This is a genomic window from Pseudomonas sp. NFACC25 (assembly GCF_900100935.1).
GTDB lineage: Bacteria > Pseudomonadota > Gammaproteobacteria > Pseudomonadales > Pseudomonadaceae > Aquipseudomonas > Aquipseudomonas marginalis.
Genome location: NZ_FMUC01000025.1, coordinates 37,970 through 53,367 on the forward strand (window position 1 = coordinate 37,970; position 15,398 = coordinate 53,367).

At 59.1% G+C, this 15,398-nt stretch carries 14 protein-coding genes; 1 reads left to right on the forward strand and 13 read right to left on the reverse strand.

What is annotated here, in order from left to right; all coding sequences use genetic code 11:
• Window positions 1-36: 36 nt before the first annotated feature.
• From BLQ09_RS30605 to BLQ09_RS30630, 6 genes are all read right to left on the reverse strand, one after another.
• Window positions 37-2,478 carry a TonB-dependent siderophore receptor gene (locus BLQ09_RS30605; RefSeq protein ID WP_092359795.1) on the reverse strand — a complete coding sequence of 814 codons (2,442 nt, stop codon included), beginning with the start codon at window positions 2,476-2,478 and terminating at the stop codon, window positions 37-39.
• Window positions 2,479-2,582: 104 nt separating this feature from the next.
• Window positions 2,583-3,539, reverse strand: a complete 957-nt coding sequence (locus BLQ09_RS30610) for a FecR family protein (RefSeq protein ID WP_092359797.1) — start codon at window positions 3,537-3,539, stop codon at window positions 2,583-2,585.
• Window positions 3,532-4,059 (reverse strand): RNA polymerase sigma factor, encoded by a 528-nt coding sequence (locus tag BLQ09_RS30615; protein WP_092359799.1) that lies wholly within the window; start codon window positions 4,057-4,059, stop codon window positions 3,532-3,534. The genes BLQ09_RS30610 and BLQ09_RS30615 overlap by 8 nt, the downstream gene beginning before the upstream one ends.
• Before the next feature lie 132 nt (window positions 4,060-4,191).
• The gene (locus BLQ09_RS30620; RefSeq protein ID WP_027606930.1) at window positions 4,192-5,025 is read right to left on the reverse strand and encodes an EamA family transporter; all 834 of its coding nucleotides are present in this window, start codon (window positions 5,023-5,025) and stop codon (window positions 4,192-4,194) included.
• A gap of 226 nt (window positions 5,026-5,251) precedes the next feature.
• Window positions 5,252-6,202: a transporter gene (locus BLQ09_RS30625; protein WP_223841665.1), complete on the reverse strand. Its 951-nt coding sequence runs from the start codon at window positions 6,200-6,202 to the stop codon at window positions 5,252-5,254.
• A gap of 190 nt (window positions 6,203-6,392) precedes the next feature.
• Complete coding sequence (locus tag BLQ09_RS30630; protein WP_027606928.1) at window positions 6,393-7,640, reverse strand: acyl-CoA dehydrogenase family protein; 1,248 nt, start codon at window positions 7,638-7,640, stop codon at window positions 6,393-6,395.
• 507 nt (window positions 7,641-8,147) lie between these two features.
• Between BLQ09_RS30630 and BLQ09_RS30635 the strand changes: the two genes are divergently transcribed.
• Window positions 8,148-9,155 carry a helix-turn-helix domain-containing protein gene (locus BLQ09_RS30635; RefSeq protein ID WP_051429384.1) on the forward strand — a complete coding sequence of 336 codons (1,008 nt, stop codon included), beginning with the start codon at window positions 8,148-8,150 and terminating at the stop codon, window positions 9,153-9,155.
• Between the two features lie 297 nt (window positions 9,156-9,452).
• On the opposite strand, the gene BLQ09_RS30640 is transcribed toward BLQ09_RS30635, so the two are convergent.
• The 7 genes from BLQ09_RS30640 to BLQ09_RS31210 form a co-directional block, all read right to left on the reverse strand.
• Window positions 9,453-10,130: an energy-coupling factor ABC transporter permease gene (locus tag BLQ09_RS30640; RefSeq protein ID WP_027606927.1), complete on the reverse strand. Its 678-nt coding sequence runs from the start codon at window positions 10,128-10,130 to the stop codon at window positions 9,453-9,455.
• A 68-nt stretch (window positions 10,131-10,198) separates the two neighbouring features.
• Entirely contained in the window at window positions 10,199-10,639 is a 441-nt protein-coding gene (locus BLQ09_RS30645; protein ID WP_092359801.1) for a nitrile hydratase accessory protein, read from the reverse strand.
• Window positions 10,636-11,289: a nitrile hydratase subunit beta gene (gene nthB, locus BLQ09_RS30650; protein ID WP_027606925.1), complete on the reverse strand. Its 654-nt coding sequence runs from the start codon at window positions 11,287-11,289 to the stop codon at window positions 10,636-10,638. Before nthB ends, BLQ09_RS30645 begins: the two co-directional genes overlap by 4 nt.
• Before the next feature lie 20 nt (window positions 11,290-11,309).
• The gene (nthA, locus tag BLQ09_RS30655) at window positions 11,310-11,942 is read right to left on the reverse strand and encodes a nitrile hydratase subunit alpha (protein ID WP_027606924.1); all 633 of its coding nucleotides are present in this window, start codon (window positions 11,940-11,942) and stop codon (window positions 11,310-11,312) included.
• Between the two features lie 91 nt (window positions 11,943-12,033).
• Window positions 12,034-12,522 (reverse strand): group I truncated hemoglobin, encoded by a 489-nt coding sequence (locus BLQ09_RS30660; protein WP_027606923.1) that lies wholly within the window; start codon window positions 12,520-12,522, stop codon window positions 12,034-12,036.
• Window positions 12,523-13,469: 947 nt separating this feature from the next.
• Window positions 13,470-14,513 carry a methyl-accepting chemotaxis protein gene (locus tag BLQ09_RS30665; RefSeq protein WP_092359803.1) on the reverse strand — a complete coding sequence of 348 codons (1,044 nt, stop codon included), beginning with the start codon at window positions 14,511-14,513 and terminating at the stop codon, window positions 13,470-13,472.
• 707 nt (window positions 14,514-15,220) lie between these two features.
• A partial coding sequence (locus tag BLQ09_RS31210) for a transposase (protein WP_139202149.1) occupies window positions 15,221-15,398 on the reverse strand: 178 nt, incomplete at its 5' end.

The following is a 15,398-nucleotide window of genomic DNA, read 5'->3' on the forward strand; positions in this document are numbered from 1 at the left end:
GGCCTACCCTCGGGATAGGCCGTGTGGCTCAGGCAATCAGAAGTCCCAGCGCGTGGTCAGCATGAAGTGACGTGGTGCGCCGTAGATGGCGGAGTTGTAGAAGCCTACGTTGGTGTAATACGGCTTATCGAACACGTTATTGAGGTTCAGCGTGGTCGACAGGTTTTTCGTGAATTGGTAGCGCGTCATCAGGTCCACCACCCAGTAGGACTCCTGGGAAAATTTCTCGGTGGTGTCTTTGGGGCTGTTGTAGATGTCCTGCCACACCGTATTCTGCCAGCGCAGGCCACCGCCGACGCTGACTTTGTCCAGCTCGCCCTTGAGCTTGTAGATCGTGAACATGCTCACTTGATCCTCGGGCTCGAAGGTCGAGATTTTTTTGCCGGCGTCGTCGCGTACCACCTTGTGGGTGTAGCCACCCTGCAACTGCCAGCCTGGAGCGATTTCGCCGGACAGTTCCAGTTCGTAGCCCTTGGTCGTCGCGTCGGTGCCCTTGAAGGCAAAGTTGGGCGGTGTCGGGGTCTGGTTGTTGTACGCATCGTCGGGCAGCGAGCGGTTGCTTTCCTTCACCTCGAAGTACGCCAGGCTGGCGTTCAGGCGACCGTCGAGGAACTCACCCTTGAGGCCCACTTCATAGTTCTCGCCTTCGTCCGGGTCAATCAACTTGCGGTTACGGTCGAGGTTGTAGCTTTCCTGGGGCATGAAGACATCGGTGTAGCTGACATAGGCCGACAGGTTGTCCGTGAGGTCATAGATGGCTCCGGCATAGGGAATGAAGCGTCCGGTTTCACGGTAGGTATCGGTGCTGCCGGTCAGGGTGTAGTCGACCACGCGCCCGCCGAGCAACAGTTTCAGGTCGTTGCTGAGGTTCCAGCGGGTGGTGAGGTACATGCCGGTCTGGCGAATGGTGTCGTCGGTGACTTGGGAGGCCACGCCCCAGTCGGGCTTGGCCAGGTTGCCATGCCAGTTGACGTAGTCGACCAGGTTGGCGGTGGGGAAGGTTTCGTCCCAATAGCCCTTGCCCTTCCAGTGGGCGGTGCTGATGGATCCACCGATCACCAGATCATGTTCACGCCCGAGGAAATTGAACGGGCCGCTGATATACAGGTCGGCCGAGTCGCTGGTGGTTTCGCCCTTGTAGCGCTGGGCGTTGATATTGGCGGTGCCGTCCGCCGCCGGCTGGTAGAACTGGATCGCACCCATCTGGGCGTCGTAGCCGTTGAGCTTGTGGTCCAGTTGCAGTTTGGTCACCCAGCCGTCGCCGAGGTCGTGTTCCAGGTTCGCGAACACCGTGCGGGTGTATTGCTGCCAACTGCTCCAATCAGTGGCATTGCTGAAGGAGCGCTTGGCATTGTTCAACTCGCCGGCATGGTTGAACAGCGGGAAGCTGCCGGACCAGGTGGAGCCTTTGGGTTTGCTGTCCTGATAATCGGCGCCCACGGTGAGCAAGGTGTCGGGTGACAGGTCGAATTCGAGAATGCCGTAGAACACCGAGCTTTTGTTCGAGTAGCGGTCGATCCACGACTTGTTGTCCTGATAGGCCGCCACGGCACGCCCACGCACATTGCCGGTTTCGGTCAGCGGGCCGCTGACGTCCACTTCCGTGCGGTAGTGATCCCAGGTGCCCGCCGCCGTGGTGATGTGGCCGAGAAATTCCGCCGTAGGTTTCTTGCGCACCAGGTTGATGGTGCCGCCCAGGGAACCGGCGCCGCTGAGCAGGCCGGAGGCGCCCTTGAGCACTTCGACCCGGTCATAGATCGCCATGTCGCTCAGGGTGTTGCCCGCCGAATAGGCCACGTTGCGCACGGCCGAAGGGATACCGTCGTACTGGAAATTGTTGATCGAAAAACCGCGTGAGTAGTAATTGCTACGGTCGGTGTCGTAGGCCGACACGGTAATGCCAGGTGTATGGCGCATCACGTCGTCGACACTGTCGAGGGCGAAGTCATCCATGTGCTGGCGGGTGACGACACTGATGGACTGCGGCGTTTCACGCGGGGTCAGCACCAGGCGCGTGGCCGTGGCGATGGTGCCCGGGGTGTAGGAGCCGGTGCCTTCGGTGACGGTGCCCAGTTGGTTGCTGATCACGGTGGTGGTGCCCAGTTGCAGGGCCGCGCCGGGTTGTGCGGTGCGGGTCAGTATGACCGCGTTGGGACCATTGAGCTCGAAGCTCAGGGGCGTGCCTTTGAGTAACTGGGCCAGCGCCTCCAGGGCGGTCATGCGGCCGCTGACGCCAGGCGACTCGACGCCTTGGGCCAAGTCCGCCGCATAGGCAATTTGCAGCCCGCTCTGCACACTCAATTGATCCAGGGCATTGACCAGCGACTGACGCGCTATGGCAAAGCTGCGGGTATCTGCTGCTTCACGAATGGCCGGCTTGCCCGCCGGTTCCACGGCAACCGCAGTGCTGCACGCCAGGCAGACGGCAAGCGCAAGGATGCTACGGGCGTGGGTCGGATTGAGTGCTGGAAAGTACATGTGAGCCCCGTTAGAAATAGGAATGATTTGCAAAGGCAAAGTTCTTGACGGGTTGAAGCTTCGAAAGCCGTAAAACTTTTTGCGACGGTGTCAGGGGCTCTGTATCAGCGAATAATCAGGATGCCACCCGGCAGGCGCTGGATGTGGGTGGAAGTGACTTTACTCAACGCCTGCACGATCGCCTGGGGGTCATCCAATTGGTAATTGCCGCTGACCCGCTCACCGGCAGCGGTATCGTTCAATAGCAGGATCGGTGAGGGGTAATAGCGACGGATCTCTGACAACACCTGTGCCAGCGGCGCGTTCTGGAACGACAGCCGTCCGTTGATCCAGGCCATCTGCTGTTCGCCACCTTCCAGGGACAGCGGTTGCAGGTGCCCACCCAGCAACTGTTGCCAGTTGCCCGCCTGCAACAGGCTCTGTTCGCCCTTGCGGTTGGCGAAGCGCACGCGGCCTTGTCGCACGGCGACGGTGACGCCCGCGTCGCGCTGGCTGACGCTGAATTGCGTGCCGACTACGGTCACGCTGGCCTCGGCGGTTTCGATGCTGAGAGGGCGCTCTGAGTCATGTGCGGCTTCGACGTAGAGCTCGCCGCGCAGCAGCTTGATGCGGCGATGGGCGCCGTCGAAGGCGATGCTGATTGCGCTGTGGCTGCCCAGCACGATGTGCGAGCCGTCCTCCAGGTCAAAGCGTTCCAACTGCGCAACGTCGGTCATGTGGTCAGCCTGCAGGCGCATCGGCACATCGGTCATCCAACCGATGCCCAGCGTGATCAATACGGCAGCGGCGGTAGCCATGAAGCGTGTCTTGCGGTGCGTGGCAGCTTGCGGGGCAGGGGGCAATTCCAGGTCGCCGGCGAGGTTTTTCAAGGCTTGCTCGAAGGCGCGGCTTTCCCACATCGCGGCCAATTCCGCATACGCCGTGGCGTGCCGGGGATCCGCATCGCGCCACTGCTCAAAGCGCTGGCGGGTGATGGGGTTGCGCACCGTCTCATCGCGCTGGGCGAACCAGTCGGTCGCCTGCTTACGTATGGCATCGGGGGTGTCGGTGCGATCAATCATGGTCGGTCGTTTGCTTGACGCAGGCAATGAGGGCTTGGCGCAGATCTTTTTCCACCGTGCTCAACGACACCTGCAGGCGTTGGGCGATCTCGCTTTGGGACAGGTCATGCAATCGATGCAATACCAGGATTTGTTGCTGGCGTTTGGGCAAGGTAGCGAGCACCTGTTGAAACTGCAGCAGTTGTTGTTGGCCCTGGGCCTGGCTCTCCGGACCGGGTGCCGTGGTGGGCACCTCGACAACCAGGCTTTCGGCCAGATGGCACTCATAGCGCCTTTTACTGCGCACACTGCGCAGATGATCAAAAGCCAGGTACTGCGCAGTTTGATAAAGAAACGGCTTCAAGTGTTCGATAGGGCGAGCGTACAGCGCTTTCGCCACCTTCAGGTAGGTTTCCTGGGCCAGGTCCTCCGCCTGGCTCGAACAGCCGACGACGCGCGACAGCATACGGATTAACGCACTGCGCTGCCCGATAAAAACGGCGCTGAGTTTTTCCTGATCTCCTGGCGTCCCTGTCTCCATGGCCCCGATACCCTGATGCGGCGTTGCGCTAATAGCAGGCATACTAATGAGAAGTGGTCTCATTTGATAGGGTGGCGGGTGATTTGTTTGGAGAGCAGTCCTGCCGGGCATGTCATGGGTTCGACCGGCGCGTCAGCCCAGTCGCAACACCATCGCCCCGCCGGCAATGATGCACGCAGCCATGATGCGGCGGCGGGTCAGTTGCTCTTTGAGCACCAGTGCCGAGATCACCACGCCAAACAGGATCGACGTCTCCCTGAGCGCCGAAACCGTGGCGATCGGTGCCGCCGTCATTGCCCAAAGTGCCAGGCCGTAGGACACGACGGTGCCGAAGCCACCGATAACACCTGGGCGCCAGTGGCGCGCCAGATAGCGGCAGAATTCGCGCCGCCTGACGGCAAATGCCCATACGGCAAGCGCGAGGCCGGTGAGCAGGAATATCCACAGCGTATAGGCCGCCGGCGCGCCGGATTTGCGCACACCCACACCGTCGATAAGGGTGTAGCTGGCGATGACTGCCGCGTTGACCAGCGCCAGGAGCATGCCTTTTCGCTGACCGATGCTGGGGGCGGCAGCCATGCTCAAAATGCCGATGCAGATGATGGCAATACCGAGCCAGGCAAATGAGGACAAGGATTCGGACAACAGCCCTACGCCCGCTGTCGCCACCAGCAACGGCGCAGTGCCGCGCATGATCGGGTAGGTCTGGCTCATGTCGGCAATGCGGTAAGTCGAGGCGACCAGCACGAAATACACCACCTGCAAAATCACCGACGCACCGATGAAGGGCCAGCTTTCCTTGGCCGGCAACTCCAGAAACGGAATGACCGTCGCTGCGATCAGCGATGCAATGGACGCGATCATGCAGGTGGTCAGCAGCTTGTTGTCACCGCCCTTGACCACGGCATTCCAAGTCGCGTGCAACGCAGCGCCCAGCATGATGATTGCGAACACATCAAGGCTCATGAAGGGGCATCCTATTGGCTCAGTTCTGTATCCAGGAGGGGGCTGCGAGTATGCCCCAGGCACTTTCTTCAAGGCATAAAAAACGGTCTACCTTTCGGTAAGCCGTTATCAGTACCGGGTTACGCGTCAATTGAGGGCAACTGCTGTTCGATTACACCTGGCCACCTCATGCCCGGCGTTGTTTCAACGCCAGGCGTTATCGAGTAGCCCTGAATGAGATTTTTGCTCAGAACACCTGCAACAGTCGAACGTTGATGCGGGCGCTTTCCTTGAAGCCATTTTCCACCTCAAGATCGCGCCCGAGCGCCACCAGCACCTGCGTCTTCGGGCGGATGAAGTAACTGCCACCCACGCTGATTTTTCGTTGCCGAGCTTCGTCGTCGCTGTCAACGCCATTGACTCGGGTCTCACCGCCCCAGGTCTGTGACAGGCCGACGAAAGCGTTGGCGCCGGGGGTGAACTGGTAACGCAAATATCCCTGCCCCTGGTAGAGCTGTTTCTGCTTGAGCGTGTCGCCGGCAGCGCCGTAGTTGTCGTTCTTGCCGTGGAACATGACGTCGCCGGTCAAGTCGACATACCAATTGTCGGTCAGCCCTTTGACGAAACCTACCTGTAAATCAAACTTCCAGCGGTTTTCACCCAGATTGAGCGGGCGGTCGTGGCTATAGCTACCCGTTGGAAGGTACAGATAGGGCGCTATGGCTAGATAGGTGCGAGACGCTGCGTCGTTGATCAACCAGACTGGTGCGGCCAGGATAACGTCACCTACCCCGCTGGTTTTGCCCAGTGCACTCGTGTCGCGCCCGGCATCCAGCCGGCCAAACGGTACCAGGATCTGGGGGCCTACCGTCAGCCCGCCAATCGTGGTGTAGTGCACCAGCCTCCCGATGCCGACATCCGAGACCAGCCGAGGATCCCGCGCCGTCTGCCGTCCCTGGGCATAGAGTTTGTTGCGCTCGGCATGCTGCAGGTACAGCAACCCCGCCGTCGTACCCTCCGGCGCCGGGACGAAATCACCGATGTCCACATCGATGGCGCGCGCGGTCATCGGCACCATCGTGACCATCGGTAGACAGGCCAAGGCCAATACCTTGTTCATGCTGCTCAGGGGCGAGTGGGTACCGGCCTTTGACACGTGGCCGGTCCTGCGGGCGACGCTGGAGAATGCTTGGGTCATTACGGAAGTCCTCTCTCGAGTAGTCATCTGTCATTGATCGGTCGGCGAAGTGCGGCGACACAGGACAACGCGGCAGTGCGCATGACAAAGATAGGGGGGACGCGCCCCAAGTCGCTTTGTTGGGGCGGTCATTCGTTGTGCTGGGAAGGACAGCTGCTCGGCGCTTACGCCTCGTGGCACGGCGGCCGCTTCAACTGCGTGCCTCTGCACCGGCCATGGCGTCGTAGGCCGGCGAGCGCAGCAGCGCATGGAGTTGCCGGCGACGGACCCCCATGTTGCCGCCGTCGTACAGGGGAAAACACAGCGCGTCCTGCATCAGGCCGGCCAACGGGTAGAGGTCGGTATAGGCATCGACACCGACAACGCGCATGGCATCGTAGACAGCCTGAACGCACAGTTCCGAACAGTGAACCTTGGTGATGATGGCCAGTTCGCGGCTGCGTCCCTGGGTGATATCGAGCTGGTGACAGGCTTTCCAGGTCAGGTAGCGCGCGGCCTCGATGCGCATCTTGATATCGGCCAGCATGAAGCCAACGTTCTGGTGCTCAATCACAGGCACCGTGCCGGAGCGCTTGTCGGTGCGGGCAAACTTCAAGGCGACGTCGAAGGCCGCGCGCATCACACCTACGCAGGCCGCGCCGATGAGCGCCGCAGTCCAGGAGAAGGCATCTTCCACCATGGCAATGCCATCGCCCGGCTTGCCCACAATATTGGCCGCCGGCACGCGCACATTGTTGAAGTGGATGCGCGGCGAGATCGTCGCGCGATGGCCGACGGTATCGAGAAAGCCCGCGATCTCGATGCCCTGGGCGCTGCCGGGCACCATGATGACCGCCAGCGATTGCTGCGGCGGCAGGGTCGCATCGGTGCGGCATATGACGCTGTACAGGTGCGCGCCCTTGCCGTCCCAACCGGTGCCGTTGGTGGTGTAGTGCTTTGCGCCGTTGATGACCCATTCGTCGCCTTCGAGGCGGGCGAATGTCTGCACGCCGGCGGAGGGGTCGGGGTTGTCGTAGTTAGCGCCTCCGGTGACCTCAGTGAAGGCCAGGGCGGCCAGGCGCGAGCCATCTTCGACGAAGTCCGGCAGGAAGCGGCGCTTCTGCTCCTCGGTGCCGTGGTGCAGCACCGCGTGCAAACCCAGGCCGGTGCCCAGCAAGGCCGAAGGCAAGTTGACGTCGGTGGCGGCGAGTTCTTCGGCTGCCAAGGCAAAATCCAGCGTGGTCAGGGCGCTGCCGCCGCACGAGACGGGCAGCAACGCCTTGATGAAGCCGGCGTCGACCATTGCATCGTAGAACGGCCGCGTGGCGTAGAACCGGTCTTCCGGTCGCGCGATTGGGGCGATAGTGGGGGCGACCTTGCTGAGGACTTCGGCGGCGAAGGTGCGCGCGCTTGCCTGTAAAGCCTTCTGTGATTCGGTGAGCTGGAAATCGATAGCCATGGGAAGCGACCTTTCTTGCGGTGGGTTAGGTAACGGACAACCCATCGTAGGCAGCCGGACTGCCTCGGTCTCGCCGGAGCGTGCAAGCCCAATTGACGATTTGCGCAAGGGCACAGGGCTTTCCCGACTGAGGTCGTGCCTTCTGCAGAAAGAGCCTGTGGCGGGTGAATGCCCCCTTGGTTCTGGCGCGGACTTTGCGTCTTCCTGCCGCAGGTCACATGGGTTCAGTCCTGCGCCTGTTTATCCGGCGAAAACTGCACCGGCATGACGCATTCGCATTCCCGCCGTGCACAGCGCAGGCACAAACGAAAATGCCGTGCCAGGGTGCCTGAACGCCCATCAACCGACGACTTGCCTTTGCGTGCAAGACCAGTTGACGATCTGTGCAACAGGAGGACCACATGACACGTCTGAGCGGCCCGCCATACCGTGACATTGGCTCAGAAATCAGTCGCTGGCTTGCGCTCGTGATGATTGTCTTTTGCGCCACTGAGGGGTGACCGCAGGATGCAAATCTGGACTACCGAAGCGTGCGTGCAGCGCGAAAGATTCAGCTACTGGCGTGAGGTCCTCTGCGAAGCCTTCGTCTCGCTCAATCCCATCCTCAAGCAAGAGCCTGCAGGATCGAACTTCACGGGCGAGGTGAGCTCCCGGCCCCTCTCCATGAGCGCGCAGACCCGCGTGTTTTCCCGTGCGCAGTTCGTCCAACGACGCTGGGATGAAATCCGCCGCAACCCGGTCGAGTTCTGCTTCGCGAACTTCCAGTTGGAAGGGTCATGCGTGGTACGTCAGGATGGGCAGGAGACACTGGTGTTGCCCGGTGACTTCTCCGTCGTGGACTCCACGCGTCCCTACTTTCTCGATTTCAGGGAAGATTGGCGCGTGCTGTCATTCCGTATACCCAGGGAGCAACTGGTGTCCAGGCTCGCGGCACCGCGCCAGGCGACAGCGCGCTGCGTCAGCGGACAAGCGGGACTTGGACTGGTCGCGGCTCGCTTCGCCCGCTCACTTGAACAGATGGACGCCAGCGTCGGCCTACAGGCGCAGCACGGGCTTAGCGCCGCGCTCAACGGTGTCATCGCCGTCGCGCTGGGCGCCACGCTGGAGGCGCAGGAACAGGACCGGGTGCCGCTGCGGACAGCCTTCCGCCAGGCGGTCGAGACCTATATAGCCGATCATTTATCTGAACCCGGGCTCGGGCCGGACCTGCTTGCGGCGCGATTCAAGGTCTCGCGCCGGACACTCTATGGCCTGTTCGAGGAAGAGCCATTTTCCGTCAGTGGCCTGATCCGGGAGCTGCGCTTGCGGCACAGCGCGCGCGATCTCTGCAGTTCCAGCCATCCTGGCGTGCTCGCCGTAGCGCTGCGCTGGGGATTTAACGATGCCTCGCATTTCTCCCGGTTGTTCAAGCAGCGGTTCGGGATTTCCCCAAGGGGGCTTGCAGCCAGCGTAGAGGGTGAAGCCAAGCCAGGAACGAACAGTTGTGGATCGGTCCAGGATCTTCTGATCAGGTGAAGACAAGGTTCAGGAACTACAAAGGCGATCAAGGTGCGAGGTGCCGGGATGGGATGGGATGCGGCGCAGGGTGACCCGCGGTCATCTGTTGGTAGTCCCCGTTCATCACGGCGCGTTTCGCCATGAATATGGAGCCAGCGGTACTCCCCGGACTGACTTGCGGGGGCTATTTCTGAAAAGCATCAACTACCTCCAGTTTTGCTCACGAGGTGTTGAGGTCGTTCTCGCTCTTGATGCCCCGAGCATCGCGGTCTTCGAATGCCCGGGGCAGTCTGGCTTGGACTGGCGTCTGTCGACTCAGGCGGCCTGATACAGACGGCGCTCGACCAGCCGGCTGTTACGCAGGCGATGCGTTGCCTTGGCACCGGCCAGCACGGCCAGGTCCAACAGCGGTTCGAGGATGACGACGGTCATGTAGGCACTGCCGAAGGTCAGGACTGACAGTGCGTTCTCTGCCGTGAAGCCCTTCCCGTAGAAGGCCCAGAAGGCAACCCAGGCGACGATGCCTGACTGGAAGGCCGTCGACAGGCCCAGTGCCTGGCGATAGCCCAGATCAACATAGGGCGTGTTTGGCGCGATGATACGCCGCGCCAGGGCAGCAACTGCCAACAACGGTACCAAAAGGGTGGTGACGTTCATGCCGTACTGCGGCAGGTCGAATGGGGCGAAGAACAGACCCTGGATTAACAGCCCCAAAGCGAGACCTACTGCGGCAGGTGCTGCACCGAACAACAGGAACAGCGTCGAACCGAGTATGAGATGCACCTCCGAGACGCCAACCGGATGATGCGGTAGCAGTTCAAAGAAGCCAAACACCAGCGCCGTGGTGGCGACGGCGCGAACCACCAGCGAGACGGCACCGCGTTCGCCAATGGCGTCCGCAACGAGTTTGACGGTGTAGGTGCCGACGCTTGCGGCGGTAACATAGCTCAGCCAGAGTTTTCCGGCTTCCACGAGGCCAGGTTCGATATGCATGACGATGACTCCTTGGCCGCCTCTGCGGCTTGCTAGGTAAAAAAGGACAACAAAAAACTGCTCCGCCCTCAGTGAGAGGCTCGGCTGATCGCCACGGGCTCGCGATGCGGCAGATGCTCACCGGTGTGCCCGTGGTCCGGTGGACAGCTTGCATTGAGCAAAACCACCGGTTGTCCATGGGGAGTATTCAGGTAGGCCTGCCTCCATTCCTCGCCCCGCTGGACGATGTCCTCCATCCCGGTCAGGCCGAGGGTGGTGACCATTCTTTCCATGGCCGTGATCCATTGCCGGTAATAGGCGTCATTGACGCTTTCTCCGGGTTGCGCCGGGGCAGCCTTGATCTCTTCGCTGAATACCTGCACCCAGTCCTTCCAGGGGAACACGCCGGCTTGGTGCAAGTGCACCAGCAGGGAAAAAGCCTGAGCCTGCCAAGGCTTGTCGAACACCGGGCCTTCATCGTCGAGAGGGAGGCCGACGGCCTTGTAGGCGTGGCGCATGCTCGTGTTCATACGGCCTCCAGGTAGTTGTCCCATAGGTCGATGCACACACTGTCTGGTCGCCGTACTCCCCACAATTCTTCGGCACTGAAGCGTACGGCATAGACCTGCTGCGGCTGTTCGCCCAAACCGTGGGCCATCGTGTCCGGGGTAGCGAACGCGCCATGTGCAATCACGATTGTGCCGACCTTACCGCGCGCGTAGCGTGGCAGCCGGGTGTGATTGGTTGGGTTGAGGCACTTCGTCCGCACCCGGTCACCGACTTGGAATTGGCCGGGGACATCTTCTTTTGCTCGTGACGAGGCGCCGCCGAGCACGACGGCGTCGACGATATCCGGAGTTAAAACCGTGACGGGCTGTGTCGGTGGGGTTGGTTTGGCCGTACCCTGCAGTTCGGCGGCGCTGATGACGCCCTTTTCTGTCAGCAGGGTCTCGAAGGCGTGCAGCCAGTGCTCGTAGTAGCTCGACTGCAGGTATTCGGCCGGCTTCATGCGTTCGATGGCGTGGCGGAATTCGTCGACGTTGAAGTACCCGCCGACGAAGAGCGAGGCGAAGAGCGGAAAAACCCTGCGCTCCCAATCATGATGGAAGATGGGTTCGTGCTCTTCCGTGAGCACTGGGCCGAAACCATGCATGCCGCCCAGGTCGTGTATACCATTCATGGGTTTTCTCCTTTTCAGGTTCAGGCTACTTGATCCGGATTCTTAGGCAGTCCGGTACCGATCATGGCGTCGCGAGTCACGAGTTCGACCAGTTGTTCCTCGTTCCAGCCATCAGTACCCGCCGGACGTTCCGGCAATACCAGATAGCGCAGCTCAGCGCTGCTGTCCCAGACGCGAACTTCCTTGTCATCAGGAATCGTCAGACCGAACTCCGCCAGCACGCCGCGCGGGTCAATGACTATCCTCGAGCGATAAGGTGCGGACTTGTACCAGACCGGTGGCAGGCCCAGGGTCGGCCACGGGTAGCAGGAGCACAGTGTGCATACCGTCACGTTGTGCACGGTCTGGCTGTTCTCCACGACCACCATGTCTTCACCCTGAACACCAGAAAAGCCCAGCTCGGCGATGGCTGCAGTGCCATCTTCCAGCAGCCTGTGTTTGTACAGAGGGTCGAACCAGGCTTTCGCTATGACCTGGGCGCCGTTTCTCGGGCCGACCTTGTGTTGGTAGGTGTCCACCAAAGCATCCATGGCGACGGGATCGACCAGGCCCTTTTCCGTCAGCAGGGACTCGAGCGCTTTGACGCGTAGCGCTATGGCCTCCGGTGGCTCAGTGTGGTCGTGATCGTGATGATGTTCGTGCGTATGGCTCATGTCTTTGCCCCCTCTGAAGTTGGTGAAATCGCTCCCTGCATTACTCGACGAGTGCAGCAATACCCGTATCCGGCGCCAGCTTTTTCACAGGTTACTTTCCTCGTTTCGGCCAAATTACCCCAACGCTTTTCATTCCTTTGGCGGGGTCCATTTCGGGGTGTGCGAGTACTACGTCGCGGTAGGAGGGGCTACCAATCACGGCGGGTTTAAACTTGATCAGAAAGTCATTGACCTCTTTGCGCAGGTCCGGTGCCAGATCGTAGTCGTTGTAGCATTCCTCAAGACAATCGAGCACGGCTTGCCAGTGCACCTCGGTAAGACCCATTCCGCGATGCGCGGTGACCATGTCCCTGCCCCGGTATTTGGCGCTGCCACCCCAATGTTCAGAAAGGAAATCGACAAAGTTGATGTGTTCCTTCTGGAATGTTGATTCGGACATGTGGGCCCAGATATGGCCGATAGCGGGATGTCCCATGGTCTTCCTCAAAACTGCACCTGCGAACTGATAAATGACGTCGTAGCCCCCAAGACGCGCATAGAGGGAGGGCTGTTGTTCCACGGATGGTTGCTGGTCGGTCATGATGCGGTTTCTCCGTTTCGGCTGGGGACGATCTGATTCGCTCAATGTCGTGTTCCGCACGGTTGATAAAGGGCGCGAGAACGTGCGACGAATACAAAATTAGAGCTGCTGTCGAGCGCACGCTTTGCTGGCAAGGACAATCGTTTGGTCTAGACGGACAACGGCTTAGGAAAACCGTGCTTGCAGCCGACGCAGAATGCTGACATCGGAACTGGTCCTGCGGCCATGGGGGGAGATATGGTCCGTGACTGGGGTTCCTTTATTTCTGTCTTGACCGGACGGTTCGCTGTTCTAGATCGCCGTGGACGTTGGTGTTTTACGATTGCTCCCATTCCATCGGCGTTGCAGCACCAAGGTCCCGAGTTGCAGCAGGTAAGTGGCAAACTCTTCGGGTGCCATGTCCCATCTGTGTAAAAACCAGGATGAATCGGATAGTCGCTGCTGTTCTCGTAGATGCATGAGACACCTCGTCATTTGTGTTTTTAGGGACACGGCGTGGAGTGAACATTATCTAGGGGAGATGAAGTGTGCTTGGCTCGAATGGACAACCGTTTGGTTAAAAAGGACAGGTATAGATGTCCGGCATGCCAGTGGGCAGCGATGGTGCGGGGTGGGGAGGGATAGACAGGGATAAACGGCCAGACACAAGAAAGCCCGCACGAGGCGGGCTTCTTGAGGTGATTCATAGACTGCTGTAGACATCTATGGATCGGTACTTGGTGGTACACAGTCATTTGAATTGGGTGGATAAGATATTGATTTTATTTGTTTTGTTTATATGTTGTGTGGTTAGGGATACATGTGGGGATACACGCGGCGCCCGATTGAACGCCGTAACGAAGTCTAAACATAAGAAATCTGCGTTGTACGCAACCAGTTGTGCTGATTTTTAATGTCTGCTTAGAGATCTGCTAAGCGAGCTAGCAGTGTTGGTTCAGCGCGTTGGGTTACGCGTCAATTGTGGGCAAATGTTGTTCGATGACGCCTAGCCATCCCATACCGGCATAGGTTTCAAACCCAGGCGTTATCGAGTAACCCTGGATGAGGTTTTTACTCAAGATGCTGTAACCACTCGTTTGGGCGGCTTTAGTTTGCAACTCAATTCGCTCGCCCAGCTGATTCTGTGTATCAGAGCTGGCAATTATCTTGTGATTGCCGTCGATGATCATCAATCGACTTCGCGAGCGTTCATCCTCGCTCAAGCGCACGCCTTTGAGCACCGAGTCAGCTTGATTTTTCCAGTCGAAAAAAATTCCGATAACGCCAATCACCGGGGTCTGTTTACCTGCCTTGCTGCGCACAGCCGCACTGAATGTGCAGGTTTGCGAGTCGTTCAACAGCGGTTCGGCCGTTATTTCTCCAGCGAAATACTGATCACCTGAAGCGTGCTGCATTGCTTTCTTGAACCAAGGCTCCTTTGCAACAGTGGCACCGATCACCCTGCCAAAGGTTCCCGGTCGGCCCGATGCCAAGATTCGCCCACTGTTATCAGCGACCCAGATGTCTAGGTACACGGTGTAACTGTCGAGAATGATCCCAAGACGCTCGCTGGCGTGGGCGCAATCTTCCGGGGAGTGACTCGTCAGCGCGTCTACCAGGGATGCATCCGTTGCCCACCAGCGCACGTCGCATGTGCGCTCGTAAAGGTTTCGATCGATGATCTCGATCATGTTAAGCGACAGATCAGCCAATCGCTGTCCGCGCACGTCAAAGCACATGCCCCGACCGAGTGCCGTCAGTTCATTGACCGAAACCTGCAAGTCCTCGGTCAGCCCGCTGGCAATTTTCGAGATACGCTCGGAGATATTTTTGACTTCTTCCGCCACAACCGAGAACCCCATCCCGGCCTTGCCTGCATGTGCGGCTTCAATGAGTGCATTGATTGCCAGCAATCGAGTTTGGCGAGTGATCGCATGTATATCACTGACACCACGATTCGCCAGAGACTCCACTTCCCGTGAGAGGGAGACGATCCGTTCGGGTTCGATCATTTTCTTTCTGCTTCTACGAGTTATTGATGGCGGCAGTGGGTTGCTGATCAATGAACGAAGAAAATACAAAACTGGGCTATAGCTGCCCTCTAACGAATGAAGGTTAGGACCCCTCTAACAATAAGATCGGCTGATTTCACTGGGCCATTAGGTGAATACGAAAAATTAATTCAAATGTTCGAGGCCCGGATCCCTCTTGGCTTGGGTCGTAAGGAATGGGACACCAATGAGCGCTGGCAAGAGAGCCTAGAGACTCAGCAGTTTGATGCGGCTCATTGACAATACGGCATTCATGACGCGGTCAGGCTTAGGAGGGCAGGGCGATCGTAGTGGTTGTCATTGCCACACAGGGTCAACCCTGTACGCATCAAGGCGCCGAACCTAGACGGTTTCATTCAGAAAACTCAGCGCAGTAATGGGTGTTGCTTCGGTTGGGCAATCACATGAGCATCGTTCAGATCGTATAGATAGCTCTGGTTCTGGTTGTCAGTTGTATTGCTACCCTGAAATCCACGGAGGGCCGGTTTGGGTCCAGGCTGTGTGAAAACGCACTAAATACGTCGAAAGTTGAGAACGACGGGCGTTGTCTGCGAAACCAGCAGACGGAAGCGCGAATAGCACTAGTCAGCTACATAGACGTTCGTAATGCTGCTTGGGCCGCGTTAGCGGCCCAAACAGCCGCTAACTGGCGAGCCAAGCGGCTGGATTCACGCCCTGATCGCCTCAAGCAGTCCTGCAATGCCGAAGATGCTCATCATTCGTTTGAGGTTGTAGGCGAGTACATGAAGGCTCATTTCGGTACTTACTCGCGGAAGTGTTTTGGTCAGGAAGTGGGTGGCTCCCATCCAATATTTGAGCGTTCCAAAAGGATGCTCAACAGTCTGG